This window comes from Bradyrhizobium sp. S3.7.6 (assembly GCF_054061875.1).
In genome coordinates this window covers 189143-204116 of record NZ_JBSSEQ010000001.1, presented here as the reverse complement: position 1 = coordinate 204116, position 14974 = coordinate 189143, and the positions used below count along the sequence as shown (strand labels likewise).

At 65.6% G+C, this 14974-nt stretch carries 12 protein-coding genes and 1 pseudogene; 8 read left to right on the top strand and 5 right to left on the bottom strand.

The features are described 5' to 3' along the window. The first annotated feature begins 25 nt into the window (after positions 1–25). On the top strand, positions 26–1687 hold the full coding sequence (locus ACVJ5M_RS01050) for a tannase/feruloyl esterase family alpha/beta hydrolase (RefSeq protein WP_085400028.1): 1662 nt from the start codon (positions 26–28) through the stop codon (positions 1685–1687). 154 nt (positions 1688–1841) lie between these two features. Here the strand turns inward: ACVJ5M_RS01050 and ACVJ5M_RS01045 are convergent, their stop codons facing one another. Further along, positions 1842–3455, bottom strand: a complete 1614-nt coding sequence (locus tag ACVJ5M_RS01045; RefSeq protein WP_063979777.1) for an MDR family MFS transporter — start codon at positions 3453–3455, stop codon at positions 1842–1844. Then, on the bottom strand, positions 3403–4662 hold the full coding sequence (locus ACVJ5M_RS01040; protein WP_063979776.1) for an HlyD family secretion protein: 1260 nt from the start codon (positions 4660–4662) through the stop codon (positions 3403–3405). Before ACVJ5M_RS01040 ends, ACVJ5M_RS01045 begins: the two co-directional genes overlap by 53 nt. Before the next feature lie 91 nt (positions 4663–4753). Between ACVJ5M_RS01040 and ACVJ5M_RS01035 the strand changes: the two genes are divergently transcribed. From ACVJ5M_RS01035 to ACVJ5M_RS01005, 7 genes and pseudogenes are all read left to right on the top strand, one after another. Next, positions 4754–5407, top strand: coding sequence for a TetR/AcrR family transcriptional regulator (locus ACVJ5M_RS01035; RefSeq protein ID WP_063979775.1), 654 nt, complete (start codon positions 4754–4756; stop codon positions 5405–5407). A gap of 45 nt (positions 5408–5452) precedes the next feature. Then, positions 5453–5902: a MarR family winged helix-turn-helix transcriptional regulator gene (locus ACVJ5M_RS01030; RefSeq protein WP_063979774.1), complete on the top strand. Its 450-nt coding sequence runs from the start codon at positions 5453–5455 to the stop codon at positions 5900–5902. Positions 5903–5913: 11 nt separating this feature from the next. Continuing rightward, on the top strand, positions 5914–6684 hold the full coding sequence (locus tag ACVJ5M_RS01025) for an enoyl-CoA hydratase (RefSeq protein WP_354099456.1): 771 nt from the start codon (positions 5914–5916) through the stop codon (positions 6682–6684). Between the two features lie 121 nt (positions 6685–6805). Next, a pseudogene (locus tag ACVJ5M_RS01020) lies at positions 6806–8886 on the top strand (methyl-accepting chemotaxis protein). 117 nt (positions 8887–9003) lie between these two features. Then, entirely contained in the window at positions 9004–9942 is a 939-nt protein-coding gene (locus ACVJ5M_RS01015; RefSeq protein WP_028148940.1) for a dihydrodipicolinate synthase family protein, read from the top strand. 292 nt (positions 9943–10234) lie between these two features. Next, a complete protein-coding gene (locus tag ACVJ5M_RS01010; RefSeq protein WP_028159106.1) occupies positions 10235–11635 on the top strand; it encodes a selenium-binding protein SBP56-related protein in 1401 nt (466 codons plus the stop codon). 83 nt (positions 11636–11718) lie between these two features. Further along, entirely contained in the window at positions 11719–12327 is a 609-nt protein-coding gene (locus ACVJ5M_RS01005; protein WP_085965313.1) for a hypothetical protein, read from the top strand. 3 nt (positions 12328–12330) lie between these two features. Here ACVJ5M_RS01005 and ACVJ5M_RS01000 read toward each other — a convergent pair whose 3' ends face one another. From ACVJ5M_RS01000 to ACVJ5M_RS00990, 3 genes are read right to left on the bottom strand one after another with little or no spacing between them, the layout of a single operon-like run. Next, positions 12331–13029, bottom strand: coding sequence for a DUF1045 domain-containing protein (locus tag ACVJ5M_RS01000; protein ID WP_063979771.1), 699 nt, complete (start codon positions 13027–13029; stop codon positions 12331–12333). Between the two features lie 18 nt (positions 13030–13047). Beyond that, positions 13048–14241 carry an alpha-D-ribose 1-methylphosphonate 5-triphosphate diphosphatase gene (locus tag ACVJ5M_RS00995; RefSeq protein WP_063979770.1) on the bottom strand — a complete coding sequence of 398 codons (1194 nt, stop codon included), beginning with the start codon at positions 14239–14241 and terminating at the stop codon, positions 13048–13050. Next, the gene (locus ACVJ5M_RS00990; protein ID WP_063985907.1) at positions 14238–14909 is read right to left on the bottom strand and encodes an LbetaH domain-containing protein; all 672 of its coding nucleotides are present in this window, start codon (positions 14907–14909) and stop codon (positions 14238–14240) included. Before ACVJ5M_RS00990 ends, ACVJ5M_RS00995 begins: the two co-directional genes overlap by 4 nt. Between the last annotated feature and the right edge of the window lie 65 nt (positions 14910–14974).

Genomic DNA, 14974 nt, shown 5'->3' with positions numbered 1-14974 from the left:
AATAGGGAAAGCCAGGGTGGAAACGATGACGCGAAAGAACGCGAAGCGGTGTGCATTGCTCGTGGGTGCGGCGGTCGCGCTGAGTGCGAATGCCGTGTCGGCGGCGACGCTGGCGGAGGATGCGGAGATGGTCTGCAAAAGCCTCGCTGGCGGCGCCGATGCCGTGAAGATCGTTTCCGCGACATTGCTGGCGCCGTCGCAACTGGCTGTCGCCGAGCGCGGGCCGACGCCGTCTGGGCGCATCACGCCGGCCAATCCCGGTTTCTGCAAGGTGCTGGGTCACATCGACCCAACCGATCCCAAGGCGCCGCCGATTAAATTCCAGGTCAACCTTCCCGTCGAATGGAACGGGCGCTCCGTTCAGTATGGCGGTGGGGGCTTTAACGGCGTGCTGATCACCGGCCTTGGGCTGCCGCCGGCCTATCCGTTCGACAAGCCGTCGCCGCTGGCGCGCGGCTTCGTCACCTACGGCACCGATTCCGGCCATGAGTCCAAGCCAGGCGAGCCGCCGCAACTGTTCGCGCTGAATGACGAAGCCTTCGAGAATTTCGCCCACCGTGCCTACAAGAAGGTGCGCGACGCCGCGGTTGGGCTGATGGAGCGCACATACGGCAAGAAGCCGGAAAAAATGTACTTCATGGGCTCGTCCGAGGGCGGCCGCGAAGGCCTCACCATGGCGCAGCGTTACCCTGATGATTTCGATGGCATCTTCGCCCGCGTGCCCGTGATCAACTGGGTCGGCCTGCAGCATGCCGGCACGCGCTCGGGGCTCGCGACCATGGGCGAGGGCTGGATCAATCCGGCGCAGGTCAAGCTCGTGGCCGATTCCGTGCGGCAGGCTTGCGACAAGGCCGACGGCTCCGATAATGCGCTGGTGCAGGACCCCGTAGCCTGCAAGGCAGCGTTCAAGGTCGAGACGCTGCGTTGTGCGGCGGGCCAGAGCGGCGATCAGTGCCTCACCGATGCACAGATCAAGGCCGTGAACACGCTGCACGGGACCTACAAATTCCCGTTCGCGCTCGCCAACGGGCTCGACGATTATCCGGGCTGGGGCGTGTCGGGCGAGGATGCGGCGGCGATCGGACCGACCGGTGGCTGGGTGGCGTGGTGGCTTGGCACAGCGCCACCCGCGCAGCCGCCTGCCCCCAACAACGGCATCGCCTGGATCTACGGCGCCGGCGGCATTCAACATGTGTTCGCACGCGATCCCAAGCTCGACGTCACCACCTACAAGGTCGAGGAGCACAAGGCGCGGCTGCTAGAGGTCTCGAGCCTGATGGATTCGACCGATCCGGATCTCAGCCGTTTTCGCGGACGCGGCGGCCGGCTGATCATGCTCGAGCACATGGCCGACTATGCGCAGAGCCCCTATGCCGGCATCCGCTATTTCGAAAGCGTCGAGCGCAAGCTCGGCAAGGCCGAGACGGCGGAATTCGCGCGGCTCTACACCGCCCCCGGCGTCGACCATGTCGGCTCCGGCGCGCCGGCCAATGTCGACATGCTGAGCGCATTGGTCGACTGGGTCGAGAAGGGCAAGGCGCCCGGCGATCTCGAAGTTAGCGAGCAGAAGGTCGAGGCGCCGTCGTTTGCCGTGTTGCGCGCGATGCCGCTGTGCCGCTGGCCGTCCTGGCCGCGTTACAAGAGCGGCCCGGTCACGGAGGCGTCCAGCTTCACCTGCGCGCCGTGAGGCGGCTCTTCACCTCTCCCGCTTGCGGGGAGAGGTCGGATCGCTCTTGCGATCCGGGTGAGGGGGTACAGGTCCCTCGACGATCTCACGTGTGGAGAGAGGCCCCTCACCCCGACCTTCTCCCCGTAAGAACGGGGAGAGGGGGAAGAAGAGCCTAATGCACCGGCCCACCGGCCGCCTTCACGCGCCGCGTCAGCAGCACCGCGATCGCGGCGATCACCAGCACGATGCCGATCACGGCAAAGGCGTCGGAATAGCCCATCACCAGCGCCTGGCGCTTGACCGTCTTGCCGAGCGCGATGATGGCCTGCTCGCGCGCGGCGTGGGGGTCGGGCACGCCGTGGGCCATGAAGTAATCCGTCATCTGCGCGATGCGGGTGCGGACTTCCTCGCGGCCGAGCGTGACCGATTGGCCGATGATGTTGGAGTGGAACTGCTCGCGCTTGGTGATGATGGTCGCGAGCGTCGCCGTGCCGATCGCGCCGCCGAGATTGCGGAACATGTTGCTGATGCCGGAGGCCGCGGCCGCGTCCTGCGGCGCGATGCCGCCCGTCAGCACCGAGGTCAGCGGCGTCAGCACCATGGCCTGTCCCACGGCACGCACGATGTTCGGAATCCAGAGCTGGTCGCCGGCATAGTCCGGCGACATCGCCGTGTTCATGAAGCAGCTATAGGCGAAGATCAGAAGGCCGGTGATCGCGATATAGCGCGTGTCGAAGCGTTGCATCAGCTTCGGGATCAGCGGGATCAGCACGAGCTGCGGCAGGCCGGTCCAGGCCAGCACATTGCCGATCTGCTCGGCGTTGTAGCCCTGCGCCTGGCCGAGATAGGCGGGCAGGATATAGACCGAGCCGAACAGCGCGAAGCCGACCATCGTCATCGCAATGGTGCCGAAGCCGAAATTACGCTGCGTCAGGAGACGCAGCCGGATCAGCGGCTTCTCGATCGTGAGCTCGATCGTGACGAACAGCGTCAGGCTGACGGCCGCGATCACGGCGAGCTTGACGATGAAGGGCGAGGAGAACCAGTCGTCCTTGTTGCCTTCCTCGAGCACGGCCTGCAGTGCCGACAGCCCGATCGCCATGGTGAAGATGCCGGCCCAGTCGCCTTCCTTCAAGAGACCGAGCTGCATCTTCTGCTTCTCCAGCGTCAGATAGAGCGCCGCCACCATCACCGCGGTCGGGATCACGTTGACGAAGAAGATGGTACGCCAGCCGTAGTTCTCCGTGAGATAGCCGCCGATGGTCGGGCCGATCGCGGGTGCGAAGGTGACGGACAGCGCGAAGATCGCAAGACCCACCGGCTGCTGCGGCTTCGGCAGCTTGGTCAGCACCAGCGTGAACGCCATCGGGATCAGCACGCCGCCGGCAAAGCCCTGCAGGCCGCGCATCGCGATCATCGACGGCAAATCATGTGTGAAGGCGCAGGCGACCGAGAACGCCGCGAACAGCGTCGCGCTCGCCAGCATGTAGCGGCGGAACGAGAACACGCGGCTCAAATAGTCGGTCAACGGGATCACGATGATCTCGCCGATCAGATACGACGTCGAGATCCAGGAGCCGTTGTCGGCGCCGGTTCCGATGCCGCCCTCGATGTTGGCCAGCGAGGCGTTGGTGATCTGGATGTTCAGGATCGCCATGAACGAGCCGATCATGGCGGCGAGCACGGCGATCCAGATCGCGGCACTCGCGCGGTTCGGGTCGGCTATTGCCGGATCAGGCGTCGCGGCCGGTGTTGCTGGCGTCGAAAGTGAGAGGCTGTTTGACATAGCACGACCCTCCGGAAACGAGCTTCGCCTTTACGTTTGTCTTGGGCGTCACGGCCGCATTCGCGGTCGGCGCGGTCGAACGTGTTGCAATAGTCGGGATCACCGACATGCCCGGCCGTAGCGCGATCGCGGGACCGTGCGCGGCATCGAGCGCGATCTTGACGGGGATGCGCTGCACCACCTTGGTGAAATTGCCGGTGGCGTTGTCGGGCGGCAGCAGCGCGAACTCCTGGCCGCTCGCCGGCGCGATGGAATCGACGTGGCCGTGCACGACCTGGCCCGGGAAGGTGTCGACCTCGATATCGACGGCCTGGCCGGCCTGCACGTGGGTGAGCTGCGTCTCCTTGAAGTTGGCGACCACATAGGCGCCCTCGGCCGGCACGATGGCCATCAGCTGCGTGCCCGCCTGTACGAACTGGCCGACGCGCAAGGAGCGGTTGCCGACCACGCCGTCGATCGGCGAGACGATTGTGGTGTAGCCGAGATTGAGCTCGGCCTGACGCTGGAGTGCGGCCGCGCGTGCGGCGGCGGCCCTGGCTTGCAATATCTCGGCGTTGAGGAGATCGACCTGCTTCAAGGCGGAGGTGAGATTGGCGATATCGCGCTGGATCGCCGCGTCTGCGCCGGCGTCGCGCGCTTGCGCCTGCTGCGCGTTCTGCACGCTGCCGAAACCCGTTGCCGCGAGATCGGTGTAGCGCTTGTTCTCCTGCTTCGCGAAAACCTTCGCGGCATTGTCGACATCAATGGTCGCTCTTGCCGCCGCGATCACGGCCTCCTGGACCTCGAGCTGCGCTTGCTTGCTTGTCACCGTCGCATTCGCGGCGGCGACGTCGGCCTTGGCCTGGTCGAGCGCGACGCGGAAGTCGCGATCGTCGATCCTGGCGAGCACCTGGCCGGCCTTCACATGCTCGTTATCGCCGACCAGGACGCGGTCGAGGTAGCCGCTGACCTTCGGCGCGATCGTGGTGTTGTCAGCCTTCACATAGGCGTCATCGGTGGAGACGAGGTACTGCCCGACGGTCCAGTAGTCGTAGCCGTACCAGCTCGCGCCGGCCAGCGCGACGATCGCCGCACCCATCAGCAACAGCTTGCGGAGATTGATTTTTTGCCGGCGGACGCCGGTCGGTGCGGTGGGCAGCACGCCCTCCGGCACGGTTGCTGGAATAGCGGTTTGGGTCGCAGCAGATGGGGTCGTGTGGACGGACATGGCCGGCTCCCCTGAATTAGGAAACTTGACGATTTCCAAAATGAGACTAGCTTTGGAATTGTCAATGGAATGACAGGCGTCATTTAAAAGCATGGCTCAGGCAAAGCCATCAGGTGAATGCCGCCCCCGCGGGCGGCCGCAACTGCGCAGCGACGAGGAGACGAGGCAGATCGTCTTCGACGCCGGGCGCCACGCCTTCGCCGTCGACGGCTATGCCGCGACCAGCACCGAAGAGCTGGCACGCCGCGCCGGCATCTCGACCAAGACGCTCTATCGCCTGTTTCCGGGCAAGGCCGCGCTGTTCGAGGCGATGTGCGCGGACAGGCTCGAGCGGCTGCTCTCCGCCGTCGATCTGCAAGGAAGCGACGAGGTCGATATCGAGACGGGCCTGCGTGCCGCGCTGCTGGCCTGCGCCGATCTCGCGCTCGATCCTGAGGTCGTGGCGCTGCAGCGCATGGTGCTGCAGGAATCCGCCGCGTTCCCCGAGCTCGCCGCCAACTTCTACAGCAACGGCATTTCCCGCACCGTCAGGACGCTCGCGGGCTGGCTGCGTGTCCAGGTCAAGCGCAAGCGCATCGCCATCGATGATGCGGAGGAAGTTGCCGGCATGCTGATCGGCATGGTCGCATCGGCGCCGCAGCGCGCGGCGATCTATGGGGGCATGCCGCTGCCGTCACGCAAGCAGATCGAGCGCCGCGTGCAAACCTGCGCGGCGCTGTTCCTCGATGGCTGCCGCGCCGCGTAGCCGTCTCCCTTTGACAATCCGGTTCGGCTCGGCTATCTATTTCGCATGCGAAATAAAGAAGCCGCAGCGAGGCATCATCGGCTTATTTACCTCCTGAACGTCGCGCAACGCCGTTTGCAGCGCTGGATGGCGGCGCAGCCGCAGAACGAGGTCACGCCGGCGCAGGCGGGGCTGTTGTTCATCCTCGGCAAGCAGGACGGCGTGCTGATGGGCGAGGCAGGCGCGGCGCTCGACATGGGGCCGGCCGGCATCTCAGGCCTCGTCGATCGCAGTGCTGCGGCGAGGCTGGTCGAGCGGCGGGCCGATCGCGAGGATGGCCGGGCCTGGCGCGTATGGCTGACGCCGAAGGGGCGCACCGTGCTGACGCAGGCGAAGACTGACGCGGCGCAGATCAACGCCGCGTTGACGGACGGATTTACCAGCGCGGAGATCGACATCGTCGCGCGCTGGCTGACCAGCATTCAGGACAAGTTTCCAAGACCTTCAGACGACTAAAGGAGAGACCCATGACCGAGCACGTCCGGATCGAGAACAACAACGGAATTCTCACCCTCACGCTGGCGCGCCCCGACAAGAAGAACGCGCTGACGGATGCGATGTACGGCAAGCTCGCCGACACCATCGAATCCGCCGAGTTCGATCCGTCCGCCCGCGTGATCCTGATCCGCGGCGAGGGTGACATGTTCACCGCCGGCAACGATGTCGGCGAATTCGCCGCCGTGGCAGCCGGCAAGTCCGAAGGCAGCCGTAACGTCGTGCGCTTCATCCAGTCGCTGGCGCGCTGCACCCGGCCGCTCGTCGCGGCCGTGCAGGGCCGCGCCGTCGGCGTCGGCACCACGACGCTGCTGCATTGCGACCTCGTCGTGCTCGCCGACAACGCGCAATTGTCGACGCCCTTCGTCAGCCTCGCGCTGGTGCCGGAGGCCGCCTCCAGCCTGCTGATGCCGGCACGCATCGGCTACGCCCGCGCCTACGAGATGTTCGCGCTGGGCGAGACCGTACCGGCGAGGTCGGCGTTGGAATGGGGCCTTGCCAACCGTGTGGTGCCGCTCGACAAGCTCGATGCCGAGGCGCTCGCGCTGGCGCAGCGGCTCGCTCGCCAGCCGGCCGGCGCGCTTACTGCGACCAAGAAGTTGATGCGCAACGGCGAGGCGCTGGTCGCACAGATGCAGGCCGAAGGCGAGCAATTCGCGCAGCGTTTGCGCACGGCGGAAGCACGCGAGGCCTTCACCGCCTTCGCCGAGCGCCGGCCGCCGGATTTCACCAAGGTTGCCTGATTTCGCTAGTCTTAAAGCGCTTACAGACCGGGCACTTCCGGCAATTTGACTAAAACCTTAACCGATCCTTGGCATGTCGCGATGCAGGGTGGCCGGCAGTACAATGCAGGCCCCCTGACTCATGGCAATGTTTAAGAAATCGGTAAGCTCGCTTCTCCTGACCTTGATGGCTCTGCTGGCCGCCGGTGCGCTGGCCTCTACCGCGATCCAGATGTTCGGAGCGTTCGGTCGCTACAGCGACAGTCTCGAGACGGCGCGGCTCGCCGCTGCCGACAAGGCGATCTTCCATGGCGTGCTCGCGTTGCGCAACAATCGTGGCGATGCCCAGAGCGCCATCCTTGGCGAGGACGATCCCAAGGCAAAACTCGCCGAAGCCGAGAAGGCCGAGCAGGGCGGCTATGAAGGGATCAGCGCTGCACTCCCGACCGTCGATTTCGCACGCCGCGACGAGCTCGCCGGCACGCTGAAGCAGCGCTGGAACGAAGCCGCGCCGCAATTCCAGCTGTTCTACGACGAGGCCAGGCTTCCGCGCGCCGAGCGCAAGATGGAGCGAACCAATTCCTGGTACGATGCCGTCACCAAGGTCATCGACACTGCGAACCTCGCCTCCACCGCGGTGTCGAACCGCGCCTGGATGAACGATCCCTACATCGCCCGCATGATCCAGGTCCGCCGCTTCGCCTGGCAGGTGCGCGACCGCTATGGGGTCCATTGTTCGTCGCTTCGCTCGAACATCAACAGCAGCAAGCCGCTCGACGACGTTCAGAAGCGGTCGGTGGCGCAATGGGACGGCACGATCGCCTCCGGCTGGGCGGGCATGGCCGAGTTGCTGGCCGCGCCCGACGTGACGGCGGAGCTGGTGACGGCAGCGTCGGACGCGAAGACCAAGACCGATGGCGTCCTGAAGCAGATCGGCGATCTCACCAAGAATCTCGACGGCAGCGGCAAGCCCGCGATGCCCGCTTCGGAGTGGAATACGCTCTGCCAGTCGCCGTTCCCGCTCATTGTCGGGGTCGCGACCAAAGCGCTGGATCAGTCGATCGCGCGTGCCGAGGCCGTGCAGACCAAGGCGCTCACCAACCTCATCGTGCAGTCGCTCGCGTTTCTGCTCGCGCTCGCCGTGACCCTCGCCGGCGTCTACGTGGTGCGCAATCGCCTGATGCGCCCGGTCCGCGCCATCCTCGACGCCATCGCGCGAATCGGCGCCCGTGATTATGCGACGCCCGTGCCGCGATCCCGATATCCCGACGAGTTCGGCACCATGGCTGCCGCGCTCGAGAGCCTGCGCGAGAGCGCGGCGACCGCCGAGCGGCTGGGCCAGGACGCGAATCGCAGCAGGCGTTGCAACTCGCCCGCTCCGGCACCGTGGACGACGCATGCCGCAGCTTCGACGACACCGTGCAGGCGGTGATCCACAGTGTCGCGGCGTCGGCGAGGGAGCTCGATGCCACCGCGACCGATGTGCGCACGCTGGTATCAGAGTCGACCAGCCAGACCGCGGCAGTCTCTTCCGCAGCCGAGCAGGCCACCAACAATCTCGAGACCATCGCGGCCGCGACCGAGGAACTCTCCGCATCCGTCGGCGAGATCTCCGCACAGGTGCAGTTGAGCGCCCGCGAGGCGCGCGAGGCGGTGTCGCAGGCCGAGCGGACCAACGCGACGGTCGAGATCCTCGATCAGACCGCGAGCCGGATCGGCGAGGTCGTGAAGATGATCAACGCCATCGCCGGCCAGACCAATCTCCTGGCGCTGAACGCGACCATCGAAGCGGCGCGTGCGGGCGAGGCCGGCCGCGGCTTTGCCGTGGTCGCCGGCGAGGTCAAGAGCCTCGCCGCGCAGACCGCAACCGCAACCGAAGAAATCTCGCGCCAGGTCGAGGAGATCCAGGGCGCGACGGGCCAGGCCGTGACCGCCATCCGTTCGATCGGGGGCGCCATCAGCGGCATCGACGAGAAGATGACGGCGATCGCAGCCGCCGTCGAGGAGCAGCGCGCGGCCACCACCGAGATCTCGCGCAACTTCCAGCAGGCCGCCCAGGGCACCCGCGAGGTCACCGACACCATCGGCAGCGTCGCGAGACTCAACCAGGAAACCGGCAACGCCGGCACGGTGCTGTCCGAATCCGTGAAGAAGATGTCGGGCGATGCCGATCGTCTTCGCGTCGCGGTCGAGGGCTTTTTGGGGGCCGTGAAGACCGCATAACCTCGATCGTCATCCGTCTGGGCGTCGCGCGAACGGCATTGCCGCCGCTTCACGCGGCGGGTACATCTGTGGCGCTGCGGGAGTGCCGCAACAGACGTATCAAGGATGGAGAGTTCGATGCCGGCCACCCCACACAACGCCCAGCGCCCCTATCGCGGCGTGTTCCCGGTCGCGCCCACCATCTTCGACGAGCGCGGCGAGCTCGACCTCGAGGGCCAGCGCCGCTGCATCGATTTCATGATCGATGCGGGCTCGAATGGTCTCTGTATCCTCGCCAATTTCTCCGAGCAGTTCGTGCTCACCGATGCCGAGCGCGAAACCGTGATGCATGCGGTGCTGGAGCATGTCGCGGGCCGGGTTCCCGTGATCGTCACCACCACGCATTTCAGCTCGGCCGTCTGCGCGGCGCGCAGCCAGCAGGCGGAGGCGGCGGGGGCCGCGATGGTGATGGTGATGCCGCCCTATCACGGCGCGACCTTCCGCGTGCCCGAGAAGGGCATCGTCGAGTTCTTCAAGGTGCTGTCCGGCGCGATCAACATTCCAATCATGATCCAGGACGCGCCTGTTGCCGGAACGCCGCTGTCGGTTGAGCTGCTCGCGCGGCTGGCGCGCGACTTCGCCAACATCCGCTATTTCAAGATCGAGGTGCCGGGCGCGGCGGCAAAGCTCCGCAGCCTGATCGAGGCGGGCGGCAAGGATATCGAGGGACCGTGGGACGGCGAGGAAGCCATCACGCTGCTCGCCGATCTCGACGCCGGCGCCACCGGCGCGATGACGGGCGGCGGCTATCCCGACGGCATCCGCCAGATCATCGATCCCTATTTCGCCGGCAAGCGCGAAGAGGCAAAGGCCGCCTATGAGCGCTGGCTGCCGCTGATCAACTACGAAAACCGCCAATGCGGCCTGATCGCCTGCAAGGCCATGATGCAGGCCGGCGGCGTGATCAAATCGGACGCCGTGCGGCATCCGCTCCAGCCGCTGCACCCGGCAACGCGGGCAGGGCTGCTGGAACTCGCGAAGGAGCGGGATGCGCTGGCGTTGCGGTGGGGGAAGTAGCGCCGCACCCACTCGGTTGTCGCTAGCTCTCTCGGCAGTCCCCGCCTTCGCGGGGGCGACGCCGAGTGTGAGGTGCGCGCTGGCCTGATCCCGCCGGCTTCCGTCTGGCTGAGGGCGTCGAATTAGCGCGGTTCGGGCGGTTTTCCGCACGCCGGCGATGACATATTGTACGCTCCTTGCACGCTCGCCAACCAGGTCCGCGGAGCTTCTCAAGACGTCGCTGAGCAGCTCTTCATTATGCCGCTATTCCGAGCCAGGTTGGAGCGAGCCGACGAAACAGGGAGGCAGTGCCATGACGATGAGGCCGGATCCCACCTTTCACGCATCGCCTAAGCTGGCGATGGAAGCACCTGCAGAGAACTTTGCCTACACGCTGCTGCTCAGTCCGGATTTCTCAAAACCGGATGCTCTCGCGGTCATCGACGTCAAGCCGGGATCGCCGACCTACAGCCAAATCGTCCACACGGTGACGATGCCCAACAAGGGCGATGAGTTTCATCACTTCGGCTGGAATGCCTGTTCCTCCGCCTTGTCTCCGCTCGCCGGACACGCCTTCATCGAGCGGCGCTATCTCATCATCCCCGGGATACGCTCGTCGCGGATCTACATCATCGATACCAAGCCCGATCCGACCAAAGCCAAAATCCACAAGATCATCGAGCCCGAGGAAATCTTCAAGAAGACCGGCTACTCGCGGCCGCATACCATCCATTGCGGGCCGGACGGCGTCTATGTGAGCACGCTGGGCGGCGGCGGCAAGGACGGCACCAACGGGCCTCCAGGCGTTTTCATCATGGATTGCGAGACGTTCGAGGTCCTTGGACGGTGGGAGATCGACCGCGGTCCGCAGACACTGCATTATGATTTCTGGTGGAACCTGCCGCGCGACTACATGGTGACGAGCGAATGGGCGTTGCCGCCGCAGTTCGAGAACGGGATCGTCGCGGAAGATCTGCTGGCGAACAAATATGGCCATCGTCTCCACTTCTGGGATCTCCGCGCCCGTCGCAACGTGCAGACCATCGACCTCGGCGCCAATCATCAGATGGCGCTGGAGGTGCGGCCCGCGCACGATCCGGTTCGCGAATACGGCTTCGTTGGCGTTGTGGTCGACACCACCAACCTCGAAGCGTCGATCTGGACCTGGTGGCGCGAAGGCGGAAAATTCCATGCGGAGAAGACGGCGACGATCCCGCCCGAGCCCGCGCCAAAGGAGAAGCTCCCGCCGCTGCTGCAGGGATTTGGCGCCGTGCCACCGCTGGTGACCGACATCGACCTGTCGATGGATGACCGGTTTCTCTATGTCTCGTGCTGGGGCACTGGTGAGATGCGCCAGTACGATGTGAGTGATCCGCGAAAGCCGAAGCTCGCGGGCTCGGTTCACATCGGCGGCATCGCGCGCCGCACGCCCCATCCGAACGGCAAGGCATTTGCGGCCGGTCCGCAGATGGTCGAGATCAGCCGCGACGGCAAGCGCGTGTACTGGACCAATTCGCTGTATTCCACCTGGGATGATCAATTCTATCCCGATGGGGTTCCGGGCGTCGAAGTCATGGCCAATGTCGGCCGCGACGGCGGCCTCGAGCTCGCCAAGGACTATTTCGTGAGCTTCCCCGACGGATATCGTGCGCACCAGATCAGGCTGGAGGGCGGCGATTGTTCGACGGACTCCTTTTGCTACCCGTCGGCCTAGGCTGGCAGCACGGGAGTTGGCCGCTCGGCTGGCTGTGGCTCGCTCTTGTTGCGAGCGGTCTCTATCACGGCGTCAATCCGGGAATGGGATGGCCGCTCGCCGTTTCGGCTGGGCTCATGGACAAGAGCCCGCGCGCGCTGTTCCGCGCGTTGTGGGCTCTGGCGGCCGGACATCTCCTGGCAACACTTCTCGTGCTGCTGCCATTCGCGTTCCTGCTCGTGCTGGCCGAGTGGCAGCGTTCGATCCAGCTCGGCGCGAGTCTTCTCGTCATCGGCTTCGGCGTCTATCGGCTGATCGAGCGACGCCATCCGCGCACGCTGGCACGAATTCCGCCAACGCAATTGGCGCTCTGGTCATTCGCCGTTGCCATTGCCCACGGCGCGGCCTTGATGCTCGTGCCGATCTATCTCGGGCTCTGCCAGGCCTTCGAGCTCGATGCCGGCCATGAGGCGGCGGGCGCGCTGATGAAGGCAAGTCTTCTGAAGACAAGTCTCGGGATGGCGGTGCTGGTGTCCCTGGTGCACGTTGTCGCCATGGTCAGTGCCGGCGGATGTCTGGCGTGGCTGGTCTACCGCTATCTGGGATTGAGGTTCGTCGCGCGAAGCTGGTTCAATCTGGATGCAATCTGGGCGACCAGCCTCATTCTGGTTGGCGCCGTGGCGCTTGCCTTCAATCTCGCGAGCTGGCGCTGAGGCCTACTTCGCCAACGCCCACTCGCCGACAAAGCGGAAGCGCGCCCTGGCATCATCCTGCTTGAACAGCGCGATCCGGTCGATCACCAGCGTCTCGAGGCCGAGCGTCGCAAACCTCGCGCGCAGCATCTCCAGGATCGGCCCGCGCCGTTCTGCATCCAGGCGTCCCGTCAGCGTCATGTGGAAGCGGAATTCTTCCATCACGTAAGGGTAACCCCAGCGGTCGAGATAGTCGCGCTGCCGCTCAGTGAGCTTGTCGGGCTTGCGCCGCGCGCGGTCTTCCGCCGTCATGGGCGCGCGGAAGTCGTCGAATTCGCGGACGCAATCGGCGGCAAGTTGCTGGAGCGCGCCCACCGGCTCGGTCGGAATCACCGCAATGAAGCCGCTGATGGAGTCGACGACCGGACGGATTGACGGCATCGGCCGCGCCTTGCCGGCAAAGGCCGCGCAGGCTGCGACGAGCTCGGCTTCAGTCCTGCCTGGCGCCAGCGACATCGGCGCCTTCAGCGTGCCGTGGAAACCGTATTTGCGGGGATCGGCCGTGACGTCGCGCCAATCCGGCGCAACACGCGATGCGTCGGCAGGGAACGGCATCTCCTCACCGGTGTAGACATCATAGCCGAGCAGCTTGGCGCCGAAGCGGGAGAGGGCGCTGTCGGCGCCGGCTGCGAAGTAGATCGCGTAGCGGGGAAAATCTGTCATTGCCCGAGCATAACCGGTTCAGGCCGCAACAACAGCCTCGCGCGGCGTCGCCGCCGCAGCGAGCAGTCGCGTCGCATCAGTGAGATGCACGAGCTTTCCGCCTGATACCACCGCGATCAGCCGCGGCCGCAGCGGCACGCTGTCGTCGACCAGCAGCATGTCGGCGCGGCATCCTTCTGCGAGCACGCCGCGATCGGCAAGGCCGGTCGCGCGCGCTGGTCCCGCAGAGACCAGATCCCAGGCCTTCGGCAGCGGCAGCACACCGTCGGCGGCGAGGCGGAACGCGGCGAGCAGTTGCGCGGGATAGTAATAGTCCGACGCCAGCACCGAGCAGAGCCCCTTCGCGATCATGTCGGATGCCCGGGTCCAGCCGGTATGGCTGCCGCCGCGCACGACGTTCGGCGCACCGTAGACGATCGCATCGCCCGCGGCCGCGGCCGCTCGCGCGGTCTCCTCGCTGATCGGAAACTCCGCGATGTCAGCGCCCAGCTCGCGAAACTCCTGCCGCATCGCCGGCGTCGCATCGTCATGCGAGAGCATCCGCACCTCGGCCGCGCGGGCAGTTGCGGCAAGCCGCGACACGGAAGCCGGCACTTCACTGGCGCGCGAAAGCACACGCTCGACCAGCCGGTCGAATTCCTCGCCCGAGAGGCCGGTGCGCTCCACCATGCGGTTGCGCTTGCGCGGCTTGGCCATGTCGGCAACGGTGCCGTCCATGTGGTCGTTGAAGGCGAACAGGTCGACGCGGCCCTCGGCGAGCCACTGGCTTATCTCGGCCTCGGCCTCGAGATTGTAGGTCTCGTGCCGCAGGTGGAAACGGGTATCGGCGGCGAATTGCGGGCGCTGCCGCTCGATCGCCTCCATCAGGGCGCGCGCATTGCCGGCGCTGCGCAGGCCCGGCTCCCACGAACAGGTCGTGGCGTGAAAGACGGTGGTGATGCCGTTGCTGATCGCCTGGCGGTCACTGTCGGCGAGCGCGACGTCGATCGGGAAGTCGACGCCGGCGCGCGGCATCATCTGGCGCTCGAAGGCATCGCCATGCAGATCGACGATGCCGGGCAGCACCAGCAGGTTGCGCGCATCGATCGCCAGCCGCGCACGGCCGCGAGAGGCATCGACCTGCGCAATGTCCGCGCCGGACACCAGAATGGAAGTTTCGACGAGCTCGGAGCCGATCAGGGCCCGGCCGCCCTCAAGGAAGATGTCTGTCAAGCGACCGCGCTTCGTTTGCTGGCAGGGGAACGGGTGAGGGAGCTTGCCCGTGCTTCATATGCCGAGAGGAAATCTTCAATCCCGAGCTTGCGGAAATCGGGCAGTGCTTCACGCAATTTGTCGTGATCCCAGTCCCACCAGGCGAGTTGGGCCAGCCGTCCGGCGACGTCTTCCGAGAACCGCCGCCGCACGATGCGCGCCGGATTGCCGGCGACGATGGTGTAGGCCGGCACGTCCTTGGTGACGATGGCGCCCGCCGCGATCACCGCGCCGGTGCCGATGTTGCGGCCGGGCAGCACGATCGCGCCATGGCCGATCCAGACGTCGTGGCCGATATGAACGTGATGCTGGCGCCGCCAGTCGAAGAACTCGGTGTCGTCGCTCTCGCCTTCGAAGTAGGCGCTGGAACGATAGGTGAAATGCGCCTGCGTGGCGCGATGCATCGGATGATTGCCGGGATTGATGCGCGTCATCGCCGCGATCGAGCAGAATTTTCCGATCGTGGTGTAGGTGATCTGGGCGTCGTTCACGACATAGGAGTAATCGCCCATCGTGACTTCAGTGAGGATCGTGCGCGCACCGACCTCGGTATAGGTGCCGAGCCTGGTCTCATGCAGCTTCGCCGAAGGGTCGATGGTCGGTTGAACCGAGAGCGTTTTGCCGGCCATGCTACATCCGATAGGTCGAGGGCGGGCGTACCTCTTCGAGTGCCCTGATGACAACGTCATGACGA